Annotated in this window: 16 protein-coding genes and 1 pseudogene; 13 read left to right on the top strand and 4 right to left on the bottom strand. The window is 46.9% G+C overall.

Annotated features, from left to right (window positions below):
* Window positions 1–28 precede the first annotated feature (28 nt).
* Window positions 29–1,099 carry a calcium/proton exchanger gene (gene cax / locus MKZ09_RS13805; protein WP_038570286.1) on the bottom strand — a complete coding sequence of 357 codons (1,071 nt, stop codon included), beginning with the start codon at window positions 1,097–1,099 and terminating at the stop codon, window positions 29–31.
* 154 nt (window positions 1,100–1,253) lie between these two features.
* Between cax and MKZ09_RS13810 the strand changes: the two genes are divergently transcribed.
* Window positions 1,254–1,619, top strand: a complete 366-nt coding sequence (locus MKZ09_RS13810) for an Asp23/Gls24 family envelope stress response protein (RefSeq protein WP_019911482.1) — start codon at window positions 1,254–1,256, stop codon at window positions 1,617–1,619.
* 88 nt (window positions 1,620–1,707) lie between these two features.
* Here the strand turns inward: MKZ09_RS13810 and ftsW are convergent, their stop codons facing one another.
* Together ftsW and MKZ09_RS13820 are read right to left on the bottom strand one after the other, a co-directional pair.
* Window positions 1,708–2,949: a putative lipid II flippase FtsW gene (gene ftsW / locus MKZ09_RS13815; protein WP_081389035.1), complete on the bottom strand. Its 1,242-nt coding sequence runs from the start codon at window positions 2,947–2,949 to the stop codon at window positions 1,708–1,710.
* Window positions 2,946–3,293 (bottom strand): YugN family protein, encoded by a 348-nt coding sequence (locus MKZ09_RS13820; protein ID WP_076202482.1) that lies wholly within the window; start codon window positions 3,291–3,293, stop codon window positions 2,946–2,948. Before MKZ09_RS13820 ends, ftsW begins: the two co-directional genes overlap by 4 nt.
* A gap of 228 nt (window positions 3,294–3,521) precedes the next feature.
* On the opposite strand from MKZ09_RS13820, the gene MKZ09_RS13825 reads away from it, so the two are divergent.
* The 10 genes and pseudogenes from MKZ09_RS13825 (at window position 3,522) to MKZ09_RS13870 (ending at window position 12,821) form a co-directional block, all read left to right on the top strand.
* On the top strand, window positions 3,522–4,712 hold the full coding sequence (locus tag MKZ09_RS13825) for a M20 family metallopeptidase (RefSeq protein WP_076136121.1): 1,191 nt from the start codon (window positions 3,522–3,524) through the stop codon (window positions 4,710–4,712).
* Between the two features lie 63 nt (window positions 4,713–4,775).
* On the top strand, window positions 4,776–5,207 hold the full coding sequence (locus MKZ09_RS13830; protein ID WP_076136123.1) for a CBS domain-containing protein: 432 nt from the start codon (window positions 4,776–4,778) through the stop codon (window positions 5,205–5,207).
* Between the two features lie 119 nt (window positions 5,208–5,326).
* Window positions 5,327–7,039 carry a DNA repair helicase XPB gene (locus MKZ09_RS13835; RefSeq protein WP_076202485.1) on the top strand — a complete coding sequence of 571 codons (1,713 nt, stop codon included), beginning with the start codon at window positions 5,327–5,329 and terminating at the stop codon, window positions 7,037–7,039.
* Window positions 7,036–8,961: a helicase-associated domain-containing protein gene (locus MKZ09_RS13840; protein WP_076202488.1), complete on the top strand. Its 1,926-nt coding sequence runs from the start codon at window positions 7,036–7,038 to the stop codon at window positions 8,959–8,961. The genes MKZ09_RS13835 and MKZ09_RS13840 overlap by 4 nt, the downstream gene beginning before the upstream one ends.
* Before the next feature lie 20 nt (window positions 8,962–8,981).
* Window positions 8,982–9,419: a YlbF family regulator gene (locus MKZ09_RS13845; protein ID WP_076129134.1), complete on the top strand. Its 438-nt coding sequence runs from the start codon at window positions 8,982–8,984 to the stop codon at window positions 9,417–9,419.
* A 40-nt stretch (window positions 9,420–9,459) separates the two neighbouring features.
* Complete coding sequence (locus tag MKZ09_RS13850; protein ID WP_036686170.1) at window positions 9,460–9,723, top strand: YlbG family protein; 264 nt, start codon at window positions 9,460–9,462, stop codon at window positions 9,721–9,723.
* Between the two features lie 164 nt (window positions 9,724–9,887).
* Window positions 9,888–10,325: a hypothetical protein gene (locus MKZ09_RS13855; protein ID WP_076129159.1), complete on the top strand. Its 438-nt coding sequence runs from the start codon at window positions 9,888–9,890 to the stop codon at window positions 10,323–10,325.
* A gap of 160 nt (window positions 10,326–10,485) precedes the next feature.
* Entirely contained in the window at window positions 10,486–11,385 is a 900-nt protein-coding gene (locus tag MKZ09_RS13860; protein ID WP_076129135.1) for a selenium metabolism-associated LysR family transcriptional regulator, read from the top strand.
* Window positions 11,386–11,408: 23 nt separating this feature from the next.
* Window positions 11,409–11,861 (top strand): annotated as a pseudogene (locus tag MKZ09_RS13865) (GNAT family N-acetyltransferase); the annotation flags it as partial.
* A gap of 72 nt (window positions 11,862–11,933) precedes the next feature.
* The gene (locus MKZ09_RS13870) at window positions 11,934–12,821 is read left to right on the top strand and encodes a PHP domain-containing protein (RefSeq protein ID WP_076202858.1); all 888 of its coding nucleotides are present in this window, start codon (window positions 11,934–11,936) and stop codon (window positions 12,819–12,821) included.
* An 88-nt stretch (window positions 12,822–12,909) separates the two neighbouring features.
* Here the strand turns inward: MKZ09_RS13870 and MKZ09_RS13875 are convergent, their stop codons facing one another.
* Window positions 12,910–14,799, bottom strand: coding sequence for an Rqc2 family fibronectin-binding protein (locus tag MKZ09_RS13875; RefSeq protein WP_076202491.1), 1,890 nt, complete (start codon window positions 14,797–14,799; stop codon window positions 12,910–12,912).
* Between the two features lie 291 nt (window positions 14,800–15,090).
* Between MKZ09_RS13875 and MKZ09_RS13880 the strand changes: the two genes are divergently transcribed.
* On the top strand, window positions 15,091–17,907 hold the full coding sequence (locus tag MKZ09_RS13880; protein WP_076136131.1) for a calcium-translocating P-type ATPase, SERCA-type: 2,817 nt from the start codon (window positions 15,091–15,093) through the stop codon (window positions 17,905–17,907).
* Between the two features lie 137 nt (window positions 17,908–18,044).
* Window positions 18,045–18,881 (top strand): diaminopimelate epimerase, encoded by an 837-nt coding sequence (gene dapF, locus MKZ09_RS13885; protein WP_076202494.1) that lies wholly within the window; start codon window positions 18,045–18,047, stop codon window positions 18,879–18,881.
* Window positions 18,882–18,926: the final 45 nt, after the last annotated feature.

Raw genomic sequence — 18,926 nt, forward strand, 5'->3', positions numbered from 1 at the left:
TTTTGTTGTGTACTATGGTTAATAATGATTATACGAGGTAGAAGGAGACTCCTAAAATTAGGTAGACCGTTAATAACAAGAGGCCCTCATACCAGTTAGTCGAGCCGTCCTGGGTAATTGATTTGGCAATAAAGACAGCTACACCGATGGCGACAATTTCGATGGTCGTAAAAACAATGTCCATTGTATCACCCATGAAATAACTGGCGAAGATTAGGACAGGTGCTACGAACAGGGCGATTTGCAGACTGCTTCCAACCGCAATTTCTACTGCCGCACCGATTTTGTTCTTCATGGCCAGCATAATGGCTGCACTATGCTCTGCGGCATTACCGATGATGGCTACGAGGAACGCACCTACAAACAGCTCGCTGAATCCGAAACGTTCTGTTAAAGTCTCTAACGTTCCTACCAGCCACTCACTCACGAAGGCTACCATTACAGTGGCAAGCACGAGATAAAGGATGGATTTGTTTCTGGACCAAGCAGGGGCATGTTCATGAGCTAATTCTTCTTTACCCTCTTCTGTAACGTCCTCTAGATGTTTCTTATGTGTGATCATGGAAAAGATTAGCCAAGCTATGTACGAAGCGATGAGCAGCCCGGCAACGATTAAACTGAGCACATCCGTATCCTTCTCCGTAATAGAGTGGGTGGTAAAGAACATAGCGGGAACAAATAAGGCAATGACGGCAACGATCATCAGGGAGCCATTCATTCCGGCAAGGGTTACGTTGAAGTTCTGAACTTTGAACTTCATCCCGCCGGCGAAAATACTCAATCCTAGAACAAGCAACAGGTTGCCGATAATAGAACCGGTAAGACTGGCTTTGACCATGTCGAACAATCCTTCCTTGACCAGGAAGAAGGCAATGATTAGCTCAGCAGCATTGCCGAAGGTGGCGTTAAGGAAACCGCCCAGTCGCTGCCCCGCGTAATGAGCTACACTTTCAGTGGCCCGGCCGAGAAATCCAGCCACAAACACCACAGCGATTGCTGAGAGTATGAACTGCAGGGTATGATCCCAATCGGCATAATGGCCGATTGCACTAAGGATAAAGGTGATACCCATCAGTGATGGTGAAATCCATTTTTTCAATGTAAAGGACACTCCTATCTATGTATTTAGATTGAATTCATAATCAATATACCCAAATTGTTCCTAGGTGTAAACGAGAAAGCGATAAAGTGATTTGCTTTTTAGCCTGTTTTGGAATTACAATAATTGATAATGAGTGTAGGGGGGATATGGCATGGCAGAACAACTTCAACTGGAAATGGGAAATATACGAATTTCAAATGACGTCGTCTCAAAAATTGCCGGTTTGGCTGCCTTGGAGACTCCGGGAATTGCAGCCATGTCTGGTGGCCTGTCAGAAGGCTGGGCGAAACGTCTAAGCGGTAAGAACGTTCAGAAGGGCGTTACCGTTGAAGTAGGACAGCTGGAAGCAGCAGTAGATCTACGTATTATCGTTCTCTATGAAACACCGATCCACGAAGTGTGCCGGATGCTTCAGCAGAACGTACGTGAAGCTGTGGAGAGCATGACTGGACTTCATATTGTTGAGGTAAATGTCAAAGTTGAAGGCGTAGCTTTCAAGAATGATGAAATCTCTTAAAAAACTTGTACACAAAAAAGCAGTCCAAGGTTAATTCCCTGGGCTGCTTTTTTATGTGTATATTCCCTAACCTCCGGCTTTATAAAGCTTACCGGGAACGAACCTGTCTAACCGTTGTTACAGATTTCGTTACTTCCTCTTTGGCAGGCAGGTTGGTTTCTCTTGAGATGCTTAGCATAATTCCCATGCACAGCATGCTGACAAGGAGTGAAGAGCCCCCGTAGCTGATAAACGGCAAGGTAACGCCGGTAAGAGGGATTGTATTGGTTACACCGCCGATATTGACAAAGGCCTGAATGGCTATGAGGCCCATAATCCCAATTCCGACGAGCGTACCAAAGGGATCCTTACACCTTAAAGCGATTAGAATACCTCGCCAGATAAAATACAGATATAACATCAAAAATATGGAGGTCCCCAGAAAGCCGAACTCTTCACCAATTACGGGGAAGATAAAGTCCGTATAAGGGTATTTTAGATAGTCCAGCTTTTGAATGCTTTTGCCGAAGCCGGAACCACTTACTCCACCTTGGCCAAGAGCGGTTAAGGATTGAATAATGTTATAACCATCACCCTCAGCAACCTGATAAGGATCTAAAAAGGCAACGATACGACCTTTTCTATAATCCTGAGTGTCAGTAGCTTTATCGGATGGAGATAAGGAATCAATCGCTGCTTTGGCGCCTATAACTAGTCCTACACCCAGCACTAGCAGTGCTATAGAGCCCAGAATATGCTTCATGCTGGCACCACCGGCATAAATAACAAGTCCGCTGGTAGCTACGAGAATGAGGCAAGAACCTAAATCCGGCTGCATCATTATAAGTCCGGCAACAATACCCACGATGACCATTACAGGGATATATCCTGTACGGAAATCTCTAAACCGTTCACCTTTTTTGGTGATGAGTGCTGAGATATACAGGATAATCGATATTTTGGCTAATTCGGTGGGCTGAATTCCAAGTTTCCCGATACTAAGCCAGCTCTTGGCACCATTAATTTTTTCAGAGAAGGCTACCACGAGCAGAAGTATAACGGTGATGATAAAAATAGGTACATACCACTTCTTAAACTTACTGTAGTGAATGTTCATAGCTATAAACATAACAACGGTTCCGAGTACGATCCATATCACTTGGCGTTTAATGAAATATAGAGGGTCATTACCGAACTTCGGGCTTGCTAAGGTTAAGCTTGAGCTAGCACTGAAGACCATGACTAGACCGAAACCCACAAGTAGTAGTGTTAAGATAAGTAGTTGGAAATCGGGTGTTCCTCTTTTGGGCAGGCTGACATTTTGTTTCGTCGTTCCCTTTCTGTTACTCAAGCCTCTAACAGCTGCTTTAATTCAAAAATCCGCTTAGCAGCAGTGTCCAATACTGGTTTTGGCACCGGAGATTCATATTCCAGGCCATGAGGGAAGGTTGCTTTTCCTAAGTATACGGCTTCAATTGCAAGTACGGCATCAGACTTCTCTAGCTTTCCCTCGACAGCGCGAGTGTTAATGCGTAGGAAGTATTCGCCACCATCCTGTGGGTCTTCAATTTTGCAGTCGTAAGTGGCACGATAGTATTCCCATTGCCAGCGGATGAAGCCAGCTTTTGTGGCACTCTCGTCCAGATAGAGAAGATCACTCTTCAATCCTACGAGGCCCGTGTTCTCAAAAATCATAGCACGCATATCCCCCTTATGAAGTATAATGATGAATTTCTGATCCGATTGCTGATGTTCTACCTCATGATAGTATGTTTCTAAAGGTTGTGCAAGAGTAGGCAGTGCCTAACAATACCCAGTTTTTTGCGTTTCTGCTACAATAAAAGAATTATAGTCGTTCGCGGCTGAAACAAAGTGAACAGGACTGCTATCGCTTGCTATGGATGCGGGTTTATCGAGAAGGGGATGGAGAACTTGAAGAGCTTAGCGGTTGATTCGCTCATGCCGGAGATCGTGGAATGGAGACGCCATTTGCATCGTCATCCGGAGTTGTCTTTTCATGAAAAGGAAACGTCAGCATTTATAGCAGATAAGTTAGCCGAATTCGGAATTGAAGTCAGAAGAAGCGAGACAGGGTATGGTGTGCTTGGCACACTACGGGGAAAGCGGCCGGGGAAAACCGTTGTTCTTCGTGCGGACATGGATGCCCTACCTATTAAAGAGGAGAACAAGAAGGATTACGTTTCGCAAAATGAAGGGGTAATGCATGCCTGTGGACATGATGGTCACACTTCCATACTGCTCGGTGTAGCCTCTTACTACAGCAGCCGGCTTGAGGAGCTGGAAGGGGAGCTGCGTTTTCTTTTTCAGCCCGCAGAGGAAGTATGCCCAGGAGGGGCGCAGGGAATGATTGCCGAAGGCATGTTAGAAGGAGCGGATGCGGTGTATGGTCTGCATCTGTGGACTCCATTGCCTATGGGAACTGTAGGGAGTGCTCCGGGACCGTTGATGGCGTCTGCGGACGAGTTTTTTATAGATATCATTGGCAAAGGCGGACACGGCGGCATGCCGAACCGTACCATTGATAGCATCGTGGCGGGAGCGGCGCTGGTGACCCAGCTTCAGAGCATTGTAAGCCGCTCTGTGAACCCGCTGGAGCCTGCTGTACTCAGTGTAGGAACCATTCAAGGGGGATTCGCCCAGAATGTCATTGCCGAGCAATGCCGGATCACAGGGACAGTGCGGGCATTCGACGAGGAGACACGGCATTTGATACGCCAGCGAATCGAAGAAATGACCGTTTCTATTGCCAGCGCTTACGGGGCAGAAGCTAAGATAGATTACGTTATGGGATATCCTCCCCTCGTAAATCACGATGGTGAAGTGCAGCGGTTTTTCGAGGTGGCCCCAGCGGCTTTAGGAGAATCTGTTGAAGTGATTCGGATGGAAAAGCTGATGCCAGCTGAGGATTTTGCCTATTATGTTAAGGAGATTCCAGGCTGCTTTATGTTTGTGGGTGCCGGAAATCCGGATAAAGAGGCTGACTATCCACATCATCACAGCAAATTTGATTTTGACGAAGATGCCATGCTGCACGGAATGAAGCTGCTCATTGCTATGGCGAATTCCTGTATGCGTGAGAACACAATCGTATAATTTCGTTTCATAGAGGAGAACCTATTCCCATAACATGGAGACCATGATTAGGAGGGTTCATTCTTGAAGACAGTGAAAGAGGTTATGACGAAGGAGCCTGCAACGGTTACGCTGCAAGATAATGTGTATGAAGTTGCCGTGAAAATGCGAGATTATGACACTGGATTTATACCTGTTGTTGATAATGAAGAACATAAGACACTGCTCGGTGTAATTACTGACCGCGATCTCGTGATTAGAGGTTATGCGGCTAAACATCCTGGTTCAACCTCAGTGGAAACTGTAATGAGCAAAGAGATTCAGACCGTCTCGGAGAATACTTCAGTAGATGAGGCTGCAGAGTTAATGGCTGGCTGGCAAATTCGCAGGCTGGCGGTGACACGTGACCAGAAGCTGGTGGGCGTAGTGTCGATTGGAGATCTGGCTGTGCGCGATATTTTTGCGGATGAAGCTGGTGAAGCCCTCCATGATATTTCGCAGCAGCATTTACATTAAATAGTCAGATAGGGAAGCTCATGACCGTTATGCGGGGATGGGCTTTTTCCTGTTATATGAAAATAAACAAAATTACATAGCGCAAGCTTAAATTACTTGAACACTAGGGAGGAAAAGCTATGAATGGATCAGGAGCGTGCATCGTACGCAGGGACCGGACAATTTTACTGGAATGTGCTCATCCGGATTTTGAGGTGGCAAGGAAAAAGCTAGGGACCTTCGCGGAGCTGATAAAAAGTCCTCCTGCTTACCATACCTACCGAATTACCCCTTTATCTCTTTGGAATGCAGCTGCGCTTAATTATACTGCTGAGGAGATTATCACTAGCCTGCATCACCTTGCACGCTGGGGTGTTCCCACAGGACTGGAGGAGGAAATCGAAACTCTTTTGTCCAGATATGGAAAGCTGACTCTTCATGGCCAAGAGACTCAGAATGAGGTCGTTATGTTAAGAGCGGATGCTCCTGAGCTTTTGGATGAATTGAGTGATGAACAAGGTCTAAAAGCGTTGGGTCTACTGAGAATAAATCCTCTGGAATGCTCGTGCCCTGCGGAGAACAGAGGACTTTTAAAACAAGAGCTGATGAAATTGGGTTATCCAGTTCTCGACTACGCCGGATATCATGAAGGGCAAGCGCTTAGCTTGACCTGGAAGGAGAATCACGATACCTGCAAGGCTGATTCGGCAAACGATTCATTTGGCTTACGTGAATATCAGCAGGAGGCCGTTCAGCTGTTTCAAGGGACAGAAGGACAAGGGGGAAGCGGTGTGGTGGTGCTGCCTTGTGGCGCAGGGAAGACAATTGTAGGAGTAGCAGTACTTGAAAGTCTCCAATGTGAAACTCTGATTTTAACTTCAAATACAACGTCCGTAAGGCAATGGATGGATGAATTGCTGGAGCGAACAGATTTGGCTGGGGAGGCAGTGGGTGAATATTCCGGTGAAAAAAGAGAAGTGCGGCCAGTTACCATTGCCACCTATCAAATATTAACCCATCGTTCGTCCAAAGACGGTCCGTTTCTCCATATGAAGCTGTTTAACGAACGCAATTGGGGCTTGATTATATATGATGAGGTTCACCTGCTTCCAGCGCCTGTATTTCGGGCTACAGCAGACATTCAGGCTACACGTCGGCTGGGGCTTACAGCCACTTTGGTTAGAGAAGACGGGAAAGAAGGGGATGTGTTTTCTTTAATTGGACCGAAACGCTACGATTTGCCTTGGAAGGAGCTGGAGCAGCAGGGCTGGATCGCTGAAGTGGAATGTGTAGAGATCATTGTGCCCATGAATCCGGAGCTTAAACAAGAATATATGTACGCGGCGGCAAAAGAAAAATTTCGTATGGCTTCATGCAATCCTGCTAAAGCTGAGATTGTGGCCAAGCTTCTAAAGGTCCATGCAGGTTCTTCGGTACTGGTTATTGGACAATATCTCGACCAGTTAAGTGAACTGGCTGACAGGATCGGGGCACCTTTAATTACCGGCAAAACGAAGCAGCGTGAAAGAGACGAGCTATATGCGGCTTTTAATGAGGGAGATATACAGGTACTGGTGGTGTCGAAAGTAGCGAATTTCGCGGTGAATTTACCTGACGCGTCAATTGCTATTGAAGTCTCGGGAGCTTATGGATCACGGCAGGAGGAAGCCCAGCGACTAGGTCGAATCCTCCGTCCCAAAGCGGGGGAGAATAAAGCTTATTTTTATACACTGGTATCTGAAGATAGCCGGGAACAGGATTTCGCTTTGCGACGCCGGATGTTTTTGACTGAGCAGGGCTATGAATATGTCGTTAAAAAGATGCCGAGTGGAGAGGAGCGAACCATCCATTGAACCAGCTGTCAACAGAAGCATTAGAGGTCTTAAAGCGATTATGTGCAGCTTATGCTGCCCAGCCGTTTGAGGAAGGGAAGGAAGAACGATTGCGCCCTGTGGCGCTTTGCCGTGCTGAGCAAAAGCTTGCAATGAACGAATTGCGCCGCGAGGGGCTGTTAACTGCAAGGCATAAAATATTAGGCGAAAAGCTGTACCAGATTCCTGTTGATCAGCTGCCGGCAATTGAACAAGAATTTTTCCCGTATCAGCCGCAATTCATTGCCGGGCATTTAGTGAGTCTTACCATGGAAGCAGGAGCCGGACTGGCGATAGATTTGTTTCGGGCTTTGCTGTTCACCGCTTCGGAAGGGTTGCCGCTGACAGCCAAGGGGATTATTCATAAAAAGCATCTTAACCGCTTAGCGGCGCAGCTTTCTTTTGGGGAGGAGTATTTGCAAGGGCTCTCCGTAGGTTCTCAATTAGAGGAACAGAAAACTCTTTCTGTCATTGTGACGGTAGACCTCCTGCTGTGTCTTGGACTTATCCACAGGCAGAACGACGGATACACGCTTGATCTGGAGCTGTTGGATCGTTGGCTGCAGCTTCCTGAAGCGACGATGAGTGACATTCTTTATGGGATTGTAATTAATCGCTCTGGAAGTGTGGGGCCAGCCGATCAACATTTTCGTTATATAATTTCTAATGCAGATTTTATCCCCGGGAAATGGATAATGCTGCCCGCACTATTAGACTGGATGATGGCTTCTAATCTCACAGGTAACGTTGCCCGTAATGAGCTTGAACAATCAAGCTTGAACTGGTTACGTTGTTTAACAGGCTTTGGCTGGTGTGAACTGGGAGAAACCGCTGAGGGTATGTTGTGTTTTCGCTGGACCGCTGCTAAGCCAATGCTATCTGCTGAGAGGGGATCATTCGCTGCTGTTGGGTCTGGAGATACACAGGAACAGTTTATTGTGCAGCCGGATTTCGAGGTGCTGGTTCCACCGGAGGTCCCCTATTCTGTACGATGGACACTGGCTGGCTGCGCTGAGCTCCAGCAAAGTGATACGATATGGAGCTTCCGGCTGACGAAAGAGAGGTTGGAACTTGCAGCTGAGCGTGGAATGCTACCCAATGACATCATCTCCTGGATAAGCGAGCATGCGCTGGGCGGGCTTCCTTCGGTGGTTCAAATGTCCCTTGAGCAATGGGCAAAAAGTATTGGCCGTACCTCATTATCGCAAGTAATTCTCTTGACCTGTCAGACGGAAGCAGATGGAGCTGCTATCGCAGCTCACCCGCGTTTACAAGAGAATCTTGAACGTATCGGTCCTTTACATTTCATAGTGGACCCGGAATATATGGAACAGATACGAAAAGAACTGTACTCCGCGGGGCTAGCGCCTTCCAGAATCATTGGAGGGCAAGGGGAGGATACAAACGAAGGGTGGTGTTGGTTTCCTGATGAAACAGGAAACCCCGAAGCAACGTATGTTCTTCCAGAGCTGAATGTAGAACTAGGATTGCTGTCCAAAGGGAATCCTTTTCTTAACCTGCCGGTTATTGCTCCTGAACAAGAGGAGGAGATTCTCTTCGGTGGAGAAAATGTACCGCAGATCTGGAGCAAAGAATGGCGGCATTATCATAGCTCGACTGCACAAAAGGTGATGGAGCAAGGGTTGAGATGGGGAGTCAAGGTGCGTTTTACACTAAAAGATCAGATGTTAGATTTTATCCCTTCCCGCATAAGCGGAAATCCATGGAGAGTTTCCGGACAGCTGCTCTATCACGATGGTGAAACGGTTGAAGATATAGAGCTGACTCCGGAAGACTGGAAGGAAATGAAGTTAGTTATTCCCAAAGGACGAAGAAATTCCTCTTCTGCTCAAGCGAGTGATTATGGTATGATAGAAAAGTCTACTGAATCGGTAGATCATTAACGAAGAAAAGAGCTGAGTTCATGAGCGTAGCTGAAATAAATACGGTCGATATGGCTGAAGTGCTGACATACGCCTATGAATTAGGCGATATGATTAATCAATCCGCCGAGGTGTCGGATTACTTATACTGGAAAGGACGGGTTGATACGAACCCCGAAATTCAGGCCATGGTCAAACGACTTCAGACTAAGAAGGAGTTGTTTGAAGAAACACAGCGATTCGGACATTTCCACCCGAATTATCATTCAGCAAAGGATGAGGTTTCGGCAGTAGAAGCGGAACTGGAGCGGTTCGAAGAAGTTGTTCGTTTCAAGCTGGCAGAGAAGACCCTTGACGACATTCTGCATTCCATGTCGGAAGCGATTGCTTTTTCAGTATCAGATAGCATTAAAGTACCAAGTAATGATCCTTCCCCTAAAGGTGGATGCGGCAGCGGGGGAAAATGCTCCTGCGGATAAGCTTCCCTTAGGATTTAGAGAGAGAAAGGCGGTTTAGCTTATGTTTGCGGAACGGACAGGATACATCATTTGGGTAAGTGACGTTAAAGCGGCACGTAACCTTGAGAAATACGGAACATTACATTATGTTTCTCGGAAAATGCATTATGCAGTTATGTATGTAAATGCAGAACGGGCCGAGGAAGTTATGAAGAATGTCCGCAGACTCTCCTATGTGCGAAAGATTGAAAGATCTTATCGTAACGAAATTAAGACAGAGTATACTAGTAATGGACCGGACAAGTCCCGTAATTACAGTATGTGATTCCAGGAGATAAACAGGCGCTTAAACAGCGCCTGTTTTTTTTATGCTTATTTACAAAAAAACGCCATTACTCTCGACGGTAGAAACTTGTACAACTTTCGGCAATGAGGTAAGATGACAACATTAAGTGCATACTAAGACCCTTATGGTGGAGTGTGATGATGATGCGCAACAAGGGGACGGATTGGCCCAGCACTTATGAGCCCTTCCACATCATGCTGAACGATTACAGGGTCGCCGATATCGTTATAACAAATCATGCGAAGAGCCGTTATATGGACCGCATCAGCAATGGTGCAAGCAATGCCGAAGAGGTTGCTGCATGGATGTGGCAGTGCCTAATGCAGAATCGGATCAAGCCCTTTTCAAGCAGTGATTATAACGCATATTTAATTGACGATGACTCTGTAGTAATCGCTGAGTTTACGGAATTGACAGGTGAGAGAGATCTCTCAGGCCAGCCATTATATTCTATGATCATCGTTTCGTTTCTAGGGAGAATCTCGGAGATGCCACAGTTGAGAGATTTAAAGACCTATTTTTCACTGCTGCGTAATTCTCACCGCACAAAGCTGTCGAAGAAGAAACGAAGACGCAAATAGTCTATAAAGAAACGGGCAAGAGGCATGCGGCGAGTCTGCATGTCCTTTTTAAAAATATAAGAATTTATATACTGCACGAATATAATATTCTTAAGCTTTTACGAGAAACAATTGTTGTCTTTAAAGGACGTTCTTTTTGTAATATAAGGAGTTGCGAAGCATGAACTTTCATCAGCTGCATATTTTTTATACGGTCTCCGAGCGGGGAAGCTTCTCGGCGGCGGCGCAGACTTTACATATGACTCAACCAGCTGTGACCATGCAGGTACAGGCACTGGAGGATTATTTTGGCACCAAATTGTTTAACCGTTCCACCAAAAAAATCGTACTCTCCGAAGCAGGGCACACCCTGATGCCATACGCGCTGCGCAGTATTCAGCTGATGCGTGAGACAGATCAAGCGATGTCAGCATTCACACATATGCTGGAGGGGCGGCTGCAGCTTGGGGCGAGTCTTACGATAGGAGAATACGTGCTGCCACGGCTGTTAGGCCCTTTCGGAAAGCAATATCCTAACATTTCAATTATGATGAAAGTGATGAACACCTCGCAAATTATGGAGGAAATCCTCAAGCATCAACTGAATTTTGGTTTAATTGAAGCCCCGGTCACACATCCAGACATGGAGATCGAGCCCGTGATGGGGGATGAGCTGAAGTTGATCGTGCCACATGATCATCCACTTGCGGAGCAGCAAGAGGTTACCTTGGAGCAAGTGCTTCAGCATCCTTTTGTATTGCGTGAGCAGGGCTCAGGAACGCGGCGTGTGATGGAAGAGCAGTTGTTCTCCAAGGGACTTGATCCGGGAACAATGAAGATCGTGATGGAGCTTGGAAGTACGGGAGCTGTAAAATCTGCGGTGGAAGCAGGTCTTGGCATAACGATCATATCGACCTCTTCGGTTAAGCATGAAGTTGCGCTGGGACTGTTGAAAATTGTGAATATCTCCGATGCCTCTTTTAAAAGACAATTCTACGCCATTCATCTAAAATCAACACTGCTGCCAATTTCTGCAGTAACCTTCCTGACTTATTTGCGTGAGCATTCGAATCAAATCTGATAGTTAAAGCGGGGGATATTACAATGTCAATTGTTCTACGTGGAGAAAAGCTAGTATTGCGCGATATTACAGAGGCTGATTTTCAGAAGCTTTATTATCACTATCATGAAGCTGAAGACCGTGAACACTTGAAATGGGATGGTCCCTATAAATCCTTGGCACATCAAAGATTCGAAAAGTTTACCGAGGACTACATAGGTCATTTGGCGTTAGTTGAGACAGAAACCCCGCGTAACCTGTTGATCATAGAAATAGACGGCAAGGTAAAGGGCAAAGTAGGGCGCTACTGGATATCGCAAGAAACCAACTGGATGGAGATTGGTATAGTAATCTTTGATTCTAGTTATTGGTCAGGTGGTTACGGTACGGAAGCGTTTAAGATGTGGATAGATTATTTATTTAATTCTCTTGATACAGTCCGTCTTGGAATAGGCACCTGGTCAGGGAATAAAAGAATGATCGGATTGGCAGCGAAATGTGGCATGGTGGAGGAAGCTCGCGTCCGTAAAGCACGAATCGTGCGAGGAGAATACTATGATGCCATAAAAATGGGGATTCTGCGGGAAGAGTGGGAGAATGCAGGTAACCTATCTGCTAAGGATGTATGCGACCTCCATACCCATACTCAAGCCTCTGACGGCATGCAGCTGCCAGCGGAGAATGTACGGCTTGCTAAGGAGAAGGGGCTAAGCGCTGTTGCCATTACGGATCATGATACAGTAGCTGGCGTGAAGGAAGCCTGTGAAGCAGGAGAGAAGTACGGAATAACCGTTGTGCCTGGTGTAGAGATCAGTACGCGTGCTGGTGGCAAAGACATTCATGTGCTGGGCTATTATGTTGATCCTGAGAATGAACAATTTCTCTCACGTTTGGAAGGGCTAAGAGATACCCGGGCACTTAGGAATGAAGCGATAATTACCAAGCTGCAAGACCTTGGGATTGCGATTACCTTGGAACAGGTTATAGCGGGGATCGGGCGGGAATTGAAGCCTGATGAAAGCATCGGCCGGCCACATATTGCCGACGAGCTGGTTCGGCTTGGGGCAGCTACCGATATGAGAGATGCCTTCAACAAGTATTTGGCCGAAGGTGCAGCGGCCTATGTATCACCTCCTAGAATCACACCGGAGGAAGCTTGCGAGTGGATCATTGAGGCAGGAGGGTCTCCAGTATTAGCCCACCCGGGCTTGTACGGGGATGACCTTCTGGTGCGAGATATTCTGGAGCAAGGCGCTTTTAAAGGGATTGAGGTCTATCACTCTGATCATGGACCTGCGGAAGAAGAACGTTACCAAGTTCTGGCTGAGGATTATAATCTGTTAATAACCGGAGGTTCTGACTTTCATGGTGCCCGTCAAGGCGTGATTTTTCACGGGGATATCGGCAGTGTTACGGTTTCTACAGAAGTACTGAAGTTTTTAAACAAAAAGGCATGAAATTAGTCGATTTGCGGAGCAAATTATAAAAAACCTCCAGCCTTAGATGTTCAACATCTGCAGCTGGAGGTTTCTTTATATCTAGTATTTAGCTTCTCAAAGTATTTGGAAGACTCTTAATTCTTTCCTCAATAGGTGTGACGAACAGTGTCTTTTGATGATCATAGATTACAAATCCCGGTTTGGAGCCGCTTGGCTTACGTACATAGCGGATCAATGTACAGTCCACAGGCACACTGCTGGACTGTTTGGCTTGGCTGAAATAAGCGGCAAGCTGAGCGGCTTCTTCTAGCGTTGCATCTCCAAATTGCTCACTTCGGATGACCACGTGTGATCCGGGGATGTCCTTGGTATGCAGCCAAGTATCATTCGGAGAAGCCAGCCGATTGGTGACGTATTCGTTCTGCAAATTGTTTTTGCCGACATAAATATCGATTCCTTCTGAAGAGGTGAAGACCTGTAATGTGGGTCGGGTGGCCTTTTTCTTCTTTTTACCCTTTTTGCTCCGGTCACGCAGATAACCTTGGCTTACAAGCTCATCGCGGATTTCCTCAATGTCGTTGAGGGAAGCGTGGGCAAGTTGCTGCAGCAAACTCTCCATATACAAAATTTCCTCATGCGTCTTCAAAAGCTGTTCATTAATGACAAGCAGACTATTTTTATATTTGTTGTATTTTTTGAAATAACGTTGTGCATTGTCCGAAGGATTTAATAACGGATCGAGCGGAACCACCATTTCCGCCTGATTTTCATCATAATAATTGACCAAGGACGCTTCTTTATCCCCTTTGGATACCGTGTGTAATGAAGCGAAAAGCAACTCACCCCAAATGCGGTAACGATCAGCATCCTGAGCCTCGTCGAGATCCTTCTGCAAATTCGCGAGTTTCTTAACGTTTTTGCTCCGTTCATTGCTGAGGAAACGGATCAAATCACTCACCCGTTGCTTTACAGTATCGCGCTCGGCTTTATCCCCGTAATAATCCTCCATACATTCACTTATGGAATTGTAATGTTTCGCACTCTCACCCAGAAGTGTTAAGGGGATCGCAGAAAAAATCATCTTACCTTTTGCGTTTGCACCTGCAACAGGAGAAAATTCGTTATCACGTACGGGGCCCATTACGGAATGGAAGGCAACCCATAACTGTTTCGGAAACGCTGCTTCGGATTCTGTAACTTCGCCTTTATCCAAGGTGTTTCTCAGACGAAGAGCAATTTCACCAGCAATCAGCGGGCTCATTCCGCTGAAAGCATGTACCATCCAGCCCACCGGGTCAGCTGAGGGAGAAGGACCGCCAGAGCCGTCAGGTTTTTGCTCTACTGCTTCTTTTGTGATCAGATTAGCAAGCTCTCCCTCAATGATTTCTTCTGGCTCAGCTTCCTCCTCAACATCCTCTATCAGTGCAGCTTCTTCAGCAGCCGAGATTAAATTGAGAAATTGCTCCTGGCCAATCTCCAAAGGGTTCAGCTTATGCTGCTGTGGCGGCTCTGTGTACGCGATGCCAGGCATCACAATCCGATAGCTGCTAATCGATGGAGTTACATGATGAATGCCGTCTATGATCGTTCCAGAGCTGAGATCAGTTAGAATGATGTTACTGTGCCGACCCATGAGCTCAATGATGATCTTTTTGGCGAATACGTCACCAAGCTCATCTCTAGTCTTGACGTTTATGTGAATAATTCGTTCCATGCCAACCTGCGTAATGCTTTCAATGGTCCCTCCCTCACAATGCTTCCGCATAAGCATGCAGAACATGGGTGCTTCCGAAGGATTAATGCTGTTTCTTTCGGTAAAATGCACCCGAGGATACGTTGGATTAGCAGAGAGCAGCAGCTTGCCGCCGCCACCTGCGCCGCGCAGGTTAAAAATTAAATCGTGGTTGTTCGGTTGATATATTTTTCCTATACGTGCACCTATGAATGATTGCAATTCGTGCACGATAGCTCGGGTAACAATGCCGTCTAATGCCATGATAAAGCTCTCCTGTCGCCGTGAAATGAATTTCTTAAATATAAGAAAGTAAAAGTTTCACACCATACTTTAGGTCTTATATTTTTCGCTCAAACGCCTGCCTGTCCTTATAAGGACGCCAAAGATGTTTATGCTTACCTCTCTATGATGCCATACTTTAGGACATTCGCGCAAAAGGGGAATTGGTTAGGGGTGATATTATTGGACGACCTTGAATACATTTGTCATGAACAGGTGGAAAAGCTGTGCGCCGCCGGAAGTAAAGAAACGACCGGGAGGGAAAGAAAAGTCATGGAACAAAACAGTTGGCACCGTCTCGGTGCAGAAGAGCTGCAGAAAATGTTCAATGTCCAGCCAAGGACGGGCCTCAGTGATGAGGAAGCCGCGGAGAGACGAAAGGAGAACGGGTATAACGAGCTGTCGGAAGGAAAGACGGTATCTCCGTTTACCCTGCTGTTGAACCAGTTCAAGGATTTCATGGTGCTTGTGCTCATGGGTGCGACGCTTGTATCCGGGTTGCTAGGCGAATACTTGGATGCCATCACGATCATCGCGATTATCCTACTGAATGGAGCGCTTGGATTTGTTCAGGAGTTTCGCGCCGAACGTTCGCTAAGAGCTTTAAAGCAGCTCTCCGCACCTTCTGCCAAAGTACTACGTGGAGGGAATAGCGAGATTATCCCAGCCAAGCTGTTGGTGCCAGGCGATATTGTCTTGCTGGAGAGTGGCGATCGGATTCCTGCCGATGTACGCTGGTTGGATTGCAGTGCTCTATATGTGGAAGAATCCGCACTTACTGGGGAATCATTGCCTGTCTCGAAGCATTCAGAAGCGATCCGTGCAGAAGAGATTCCGCTTGGTGATCAGAAGAATTTAGGCTTCATGGGTACTATGGTAACCAGAGGAACAGGGCGAGCTGTTGTAATTCGTACCGGTATGAATACGGAAATGGGTAAGATAGCAGATCTAATCCAAAATACGGATTCTCAGGAAACGCCTTTGCAGCATCGGCTTGAGCAGCTAGGGAAGATTCTGATCTACGTATCTCTGGGATTGACAATTGTAGTTGTGGCAGCAGGTATTCTGCATGGACAGCCTGCCACCTCCATGTTCTTGGCGGGTGTGAGCTTGGCAGTTGCCGCGATTCCGGAAGGGCTCCCCGCTATTGTAACTATTGCGCTTGCGCTAGGTGTGCAGCGGATGATCAAACGCAAAGCTATCGTTCGTAAATTGCCGTCAGTGGAAACGCTGGGCTGTGCCTCGGTAATCTGTTCAGACAAGACAGGAACTTTAACGCAGAATAAAATGACGGTGACCCGATTGTGGACGGGTGGACGTGGTCTTGAGGTAACAGGCGAAGGGTATGCTCCAAATGGACAGGTTCTGGAGAAAGGCAAAGCAGTGGATCTAAAACATGATCAAAGTTTACGGCGGATGTTGCAGGTCGGCGCATTATGCAGCAACGCAGAAATCATCGAGACCTTCCAGTCTGAAGTGCGGGGCAAACGCAAAGGGAAGGATAAGGATGCTATTCTTGAAAAGTCTGCAGACAACACTTCCGTTTGGGAACTAAAGGGCGACCCGACAGAAGGAGCGCTCGTGGCACTGTCAGGAAAGATGGGACTGACCGCTCAGACGCTTGCTGTAACCTACACTCGTGAACAGGAATTTCCGTTTGATTCTGAACGGAAGCTGATGTCTGTGATCGTAGGCCATCCTGGAGGACGGATGGTATGTACAAAAGGTGCGCCCGATGTATTGCTCAATCGCTGCTCGTACATGCTTTGGGAGGGCGGTGTTGTGCCTTGTACGCCAACTTTGCGGCAGAAGGTGCTTGATGCCAATGAGCAGATGGCTTCTGGAGCTCTTCGTGTGCTAGGTATGGCTTACCGGGATATGCGTCCAAATGAACATGTGAATAGTGAAAAGGATGCGGAGAATCAATTAGTCTTTGTTGGTTTGGCAGGAATGATTGATCCGCCACGTCGTGAAGTCCGCGATGCCATCAGCGTCACACGCCGTGCCGGGATCAAGACAGTTATGATTACCGGTGACCATGGTACAACTGCCGAGGCTATTGCACACCAGCTGGGAATTCTGCAGCGTGGTGGAACGGTGCTGACAGGTGCTCAGTTAACCCGGATGGATGATGATGAGCTGGATAAGGTATCGGACAATGTGTATGTATTCGCCCGCGTATCTCCAGAGCATAAGCTTCGGATCGTTAAATCGCTACAACGTCATGGTCACGTAGTGGCTATGACCGGAGATGGAGTGAATGACGCTCCAGCCATTAAGGCTGCGGATATTGGAATAGCCATGGGTATCACAGGCACAGATGTGACAAAGGAAGCATCATCACTTGTTCTCGGAGATGATAACTTCTCTACGATCGTTGCTGCCATCGAAGAAGGCAGAAACATCTATGAGAATATTCGTAAATTCATTCGTTATTTGTTGGCATCCAATGTAGGAGAAATTCTGACAATGTTCTTTGCCATGATGCTCGCTCTGCCATTGCCACTCGTTCCCATTCAAATCCTATGGGTCAATCTAGTGACAGACGGACTGCCAGCGATGGCCCTTGGCGTGGATCAGCCCGAGAAGGATTTGATGGAGCATAAACCGCGTGGTGCGAAAGAGAATATTTTTGCCCGCCGCTTAGGCTGGAAAATTATAAGCCGTGGACTCTTAATTGGCTTATGTACGCTGGGAGCATTTTGGCTAACTTTACGTATAGCACCAGAGAATCCTGCACAATTGATTCGGGCACAGTCGGTGGCTTTTGCTACACTCGTTATGGCACAGTTGATCCACGTCTTCGATTGCCGCAGCTCGCGCTCAGTGTTCCACCGCAATCCGTTCCAGAATAAGTATCTAGTGCTTGCCGTATTGTCATCAGTCTTACTGATGCTGGCCGTAATGTATATACCTGTGCTCCAGCCTGTCTTCAAAACAGTGCCGCTCAATTTCCGCGAATGGTGTCTGGTGTTTGTAACAGCGGGGATCCCAACCTTCTTGATGGGTGCCGGCAGTGTTTGGGGCGGCAAACGTAATCGTGGGCGCAGCGGCAGTACGATGATAAAAAGTACAAAAATTTCAGCATAAAGTCAATACTAATGCTCCATTCCTAAAGGTATACTTGTTGCAGTTAACCGCTCATATGCTTGCGAAATGCTAAATTACACAGAACCTTAAGCTTAAGCGAATGCTAACATAACAAAACCTTTAGGAGTGGACTTTTAATGGAATTTACAAAAATGCACGGCCTCGGTAATGACTTCATCGTTGTTTTCGGTGAGCAAGAGCTGCCAAGTAATGCAGCGGAGCTTGCTGTAACCCTGTGTAACCGGTTCTTTGGAATCGGTGCTGACGGACTGGTATATATCCTGCCCTCTGCGCGTGGCGATTTCATGATGCGTATTATGAATTCTGATGGTTCGGAAGCGGAGCAGTGCGGAAATGCTATTCGCTGTGTCTCTAAATATGTATATGACCACAGAATGGTAAGCTCAGAGCAGATTGTAATAGAAACGATTGGTGCCGGAGAACAAAAGGTTACTTTAAACGTTAAAGACGGTGTTGTGGAGACTGTAACCGTAGATATGGGCGAACCTGTATTGTCCGGTCTGCAAATTCCAGTATCTATTGATGCAGAGCCAGTGCTCTCTCAGCCGATTGAAGCGGACGGAACCGAATTTAAGTTCACAGCGGTATCCATGGGAAATCCTCATTGCGTGATTTACGTAGAAGATGCAGTGAATTTTGATCTTGCCACATGGGGACCTAAGCTTGAGGTACATCCTTTGTTCCCGAGAAAAGTAAACGTTGAATTCGCAACGGTACTGGATCGGGGGAGAGTGGATATGCGTGTCTGGGAACGTGGGGCAGGACCTACGCTTGCCTGTGGCACTGGAGCCTGTGCAACCCTTGTCTCCTCTGTGCTGAATGATCTTACAGACCGGGCAGCTTGGATTAGTCTAAAGGGCGGCGATCTCTATATAGAATGGAATGAAGAGGATAATCATGTGTATATGACTGGACCTGCTGAGGTCGTATTCACGGGCAGTGTAGCAATATAAAAAAAGAACAAAAAAGGCAGTCCAAGAGCGCATTCTTGGACTGCC

Origin of the sequence: Paenibacillus sp. FSL R5-0908 (assembly GCF_038006245.1) — a bacterium.
Lineage (GTDB): Bacteria > Bacillota > Bacilli > Paenibacillales > Paenibacillaceae > Paenibacillus_AQ > Paenibacillus_AQ odorifer.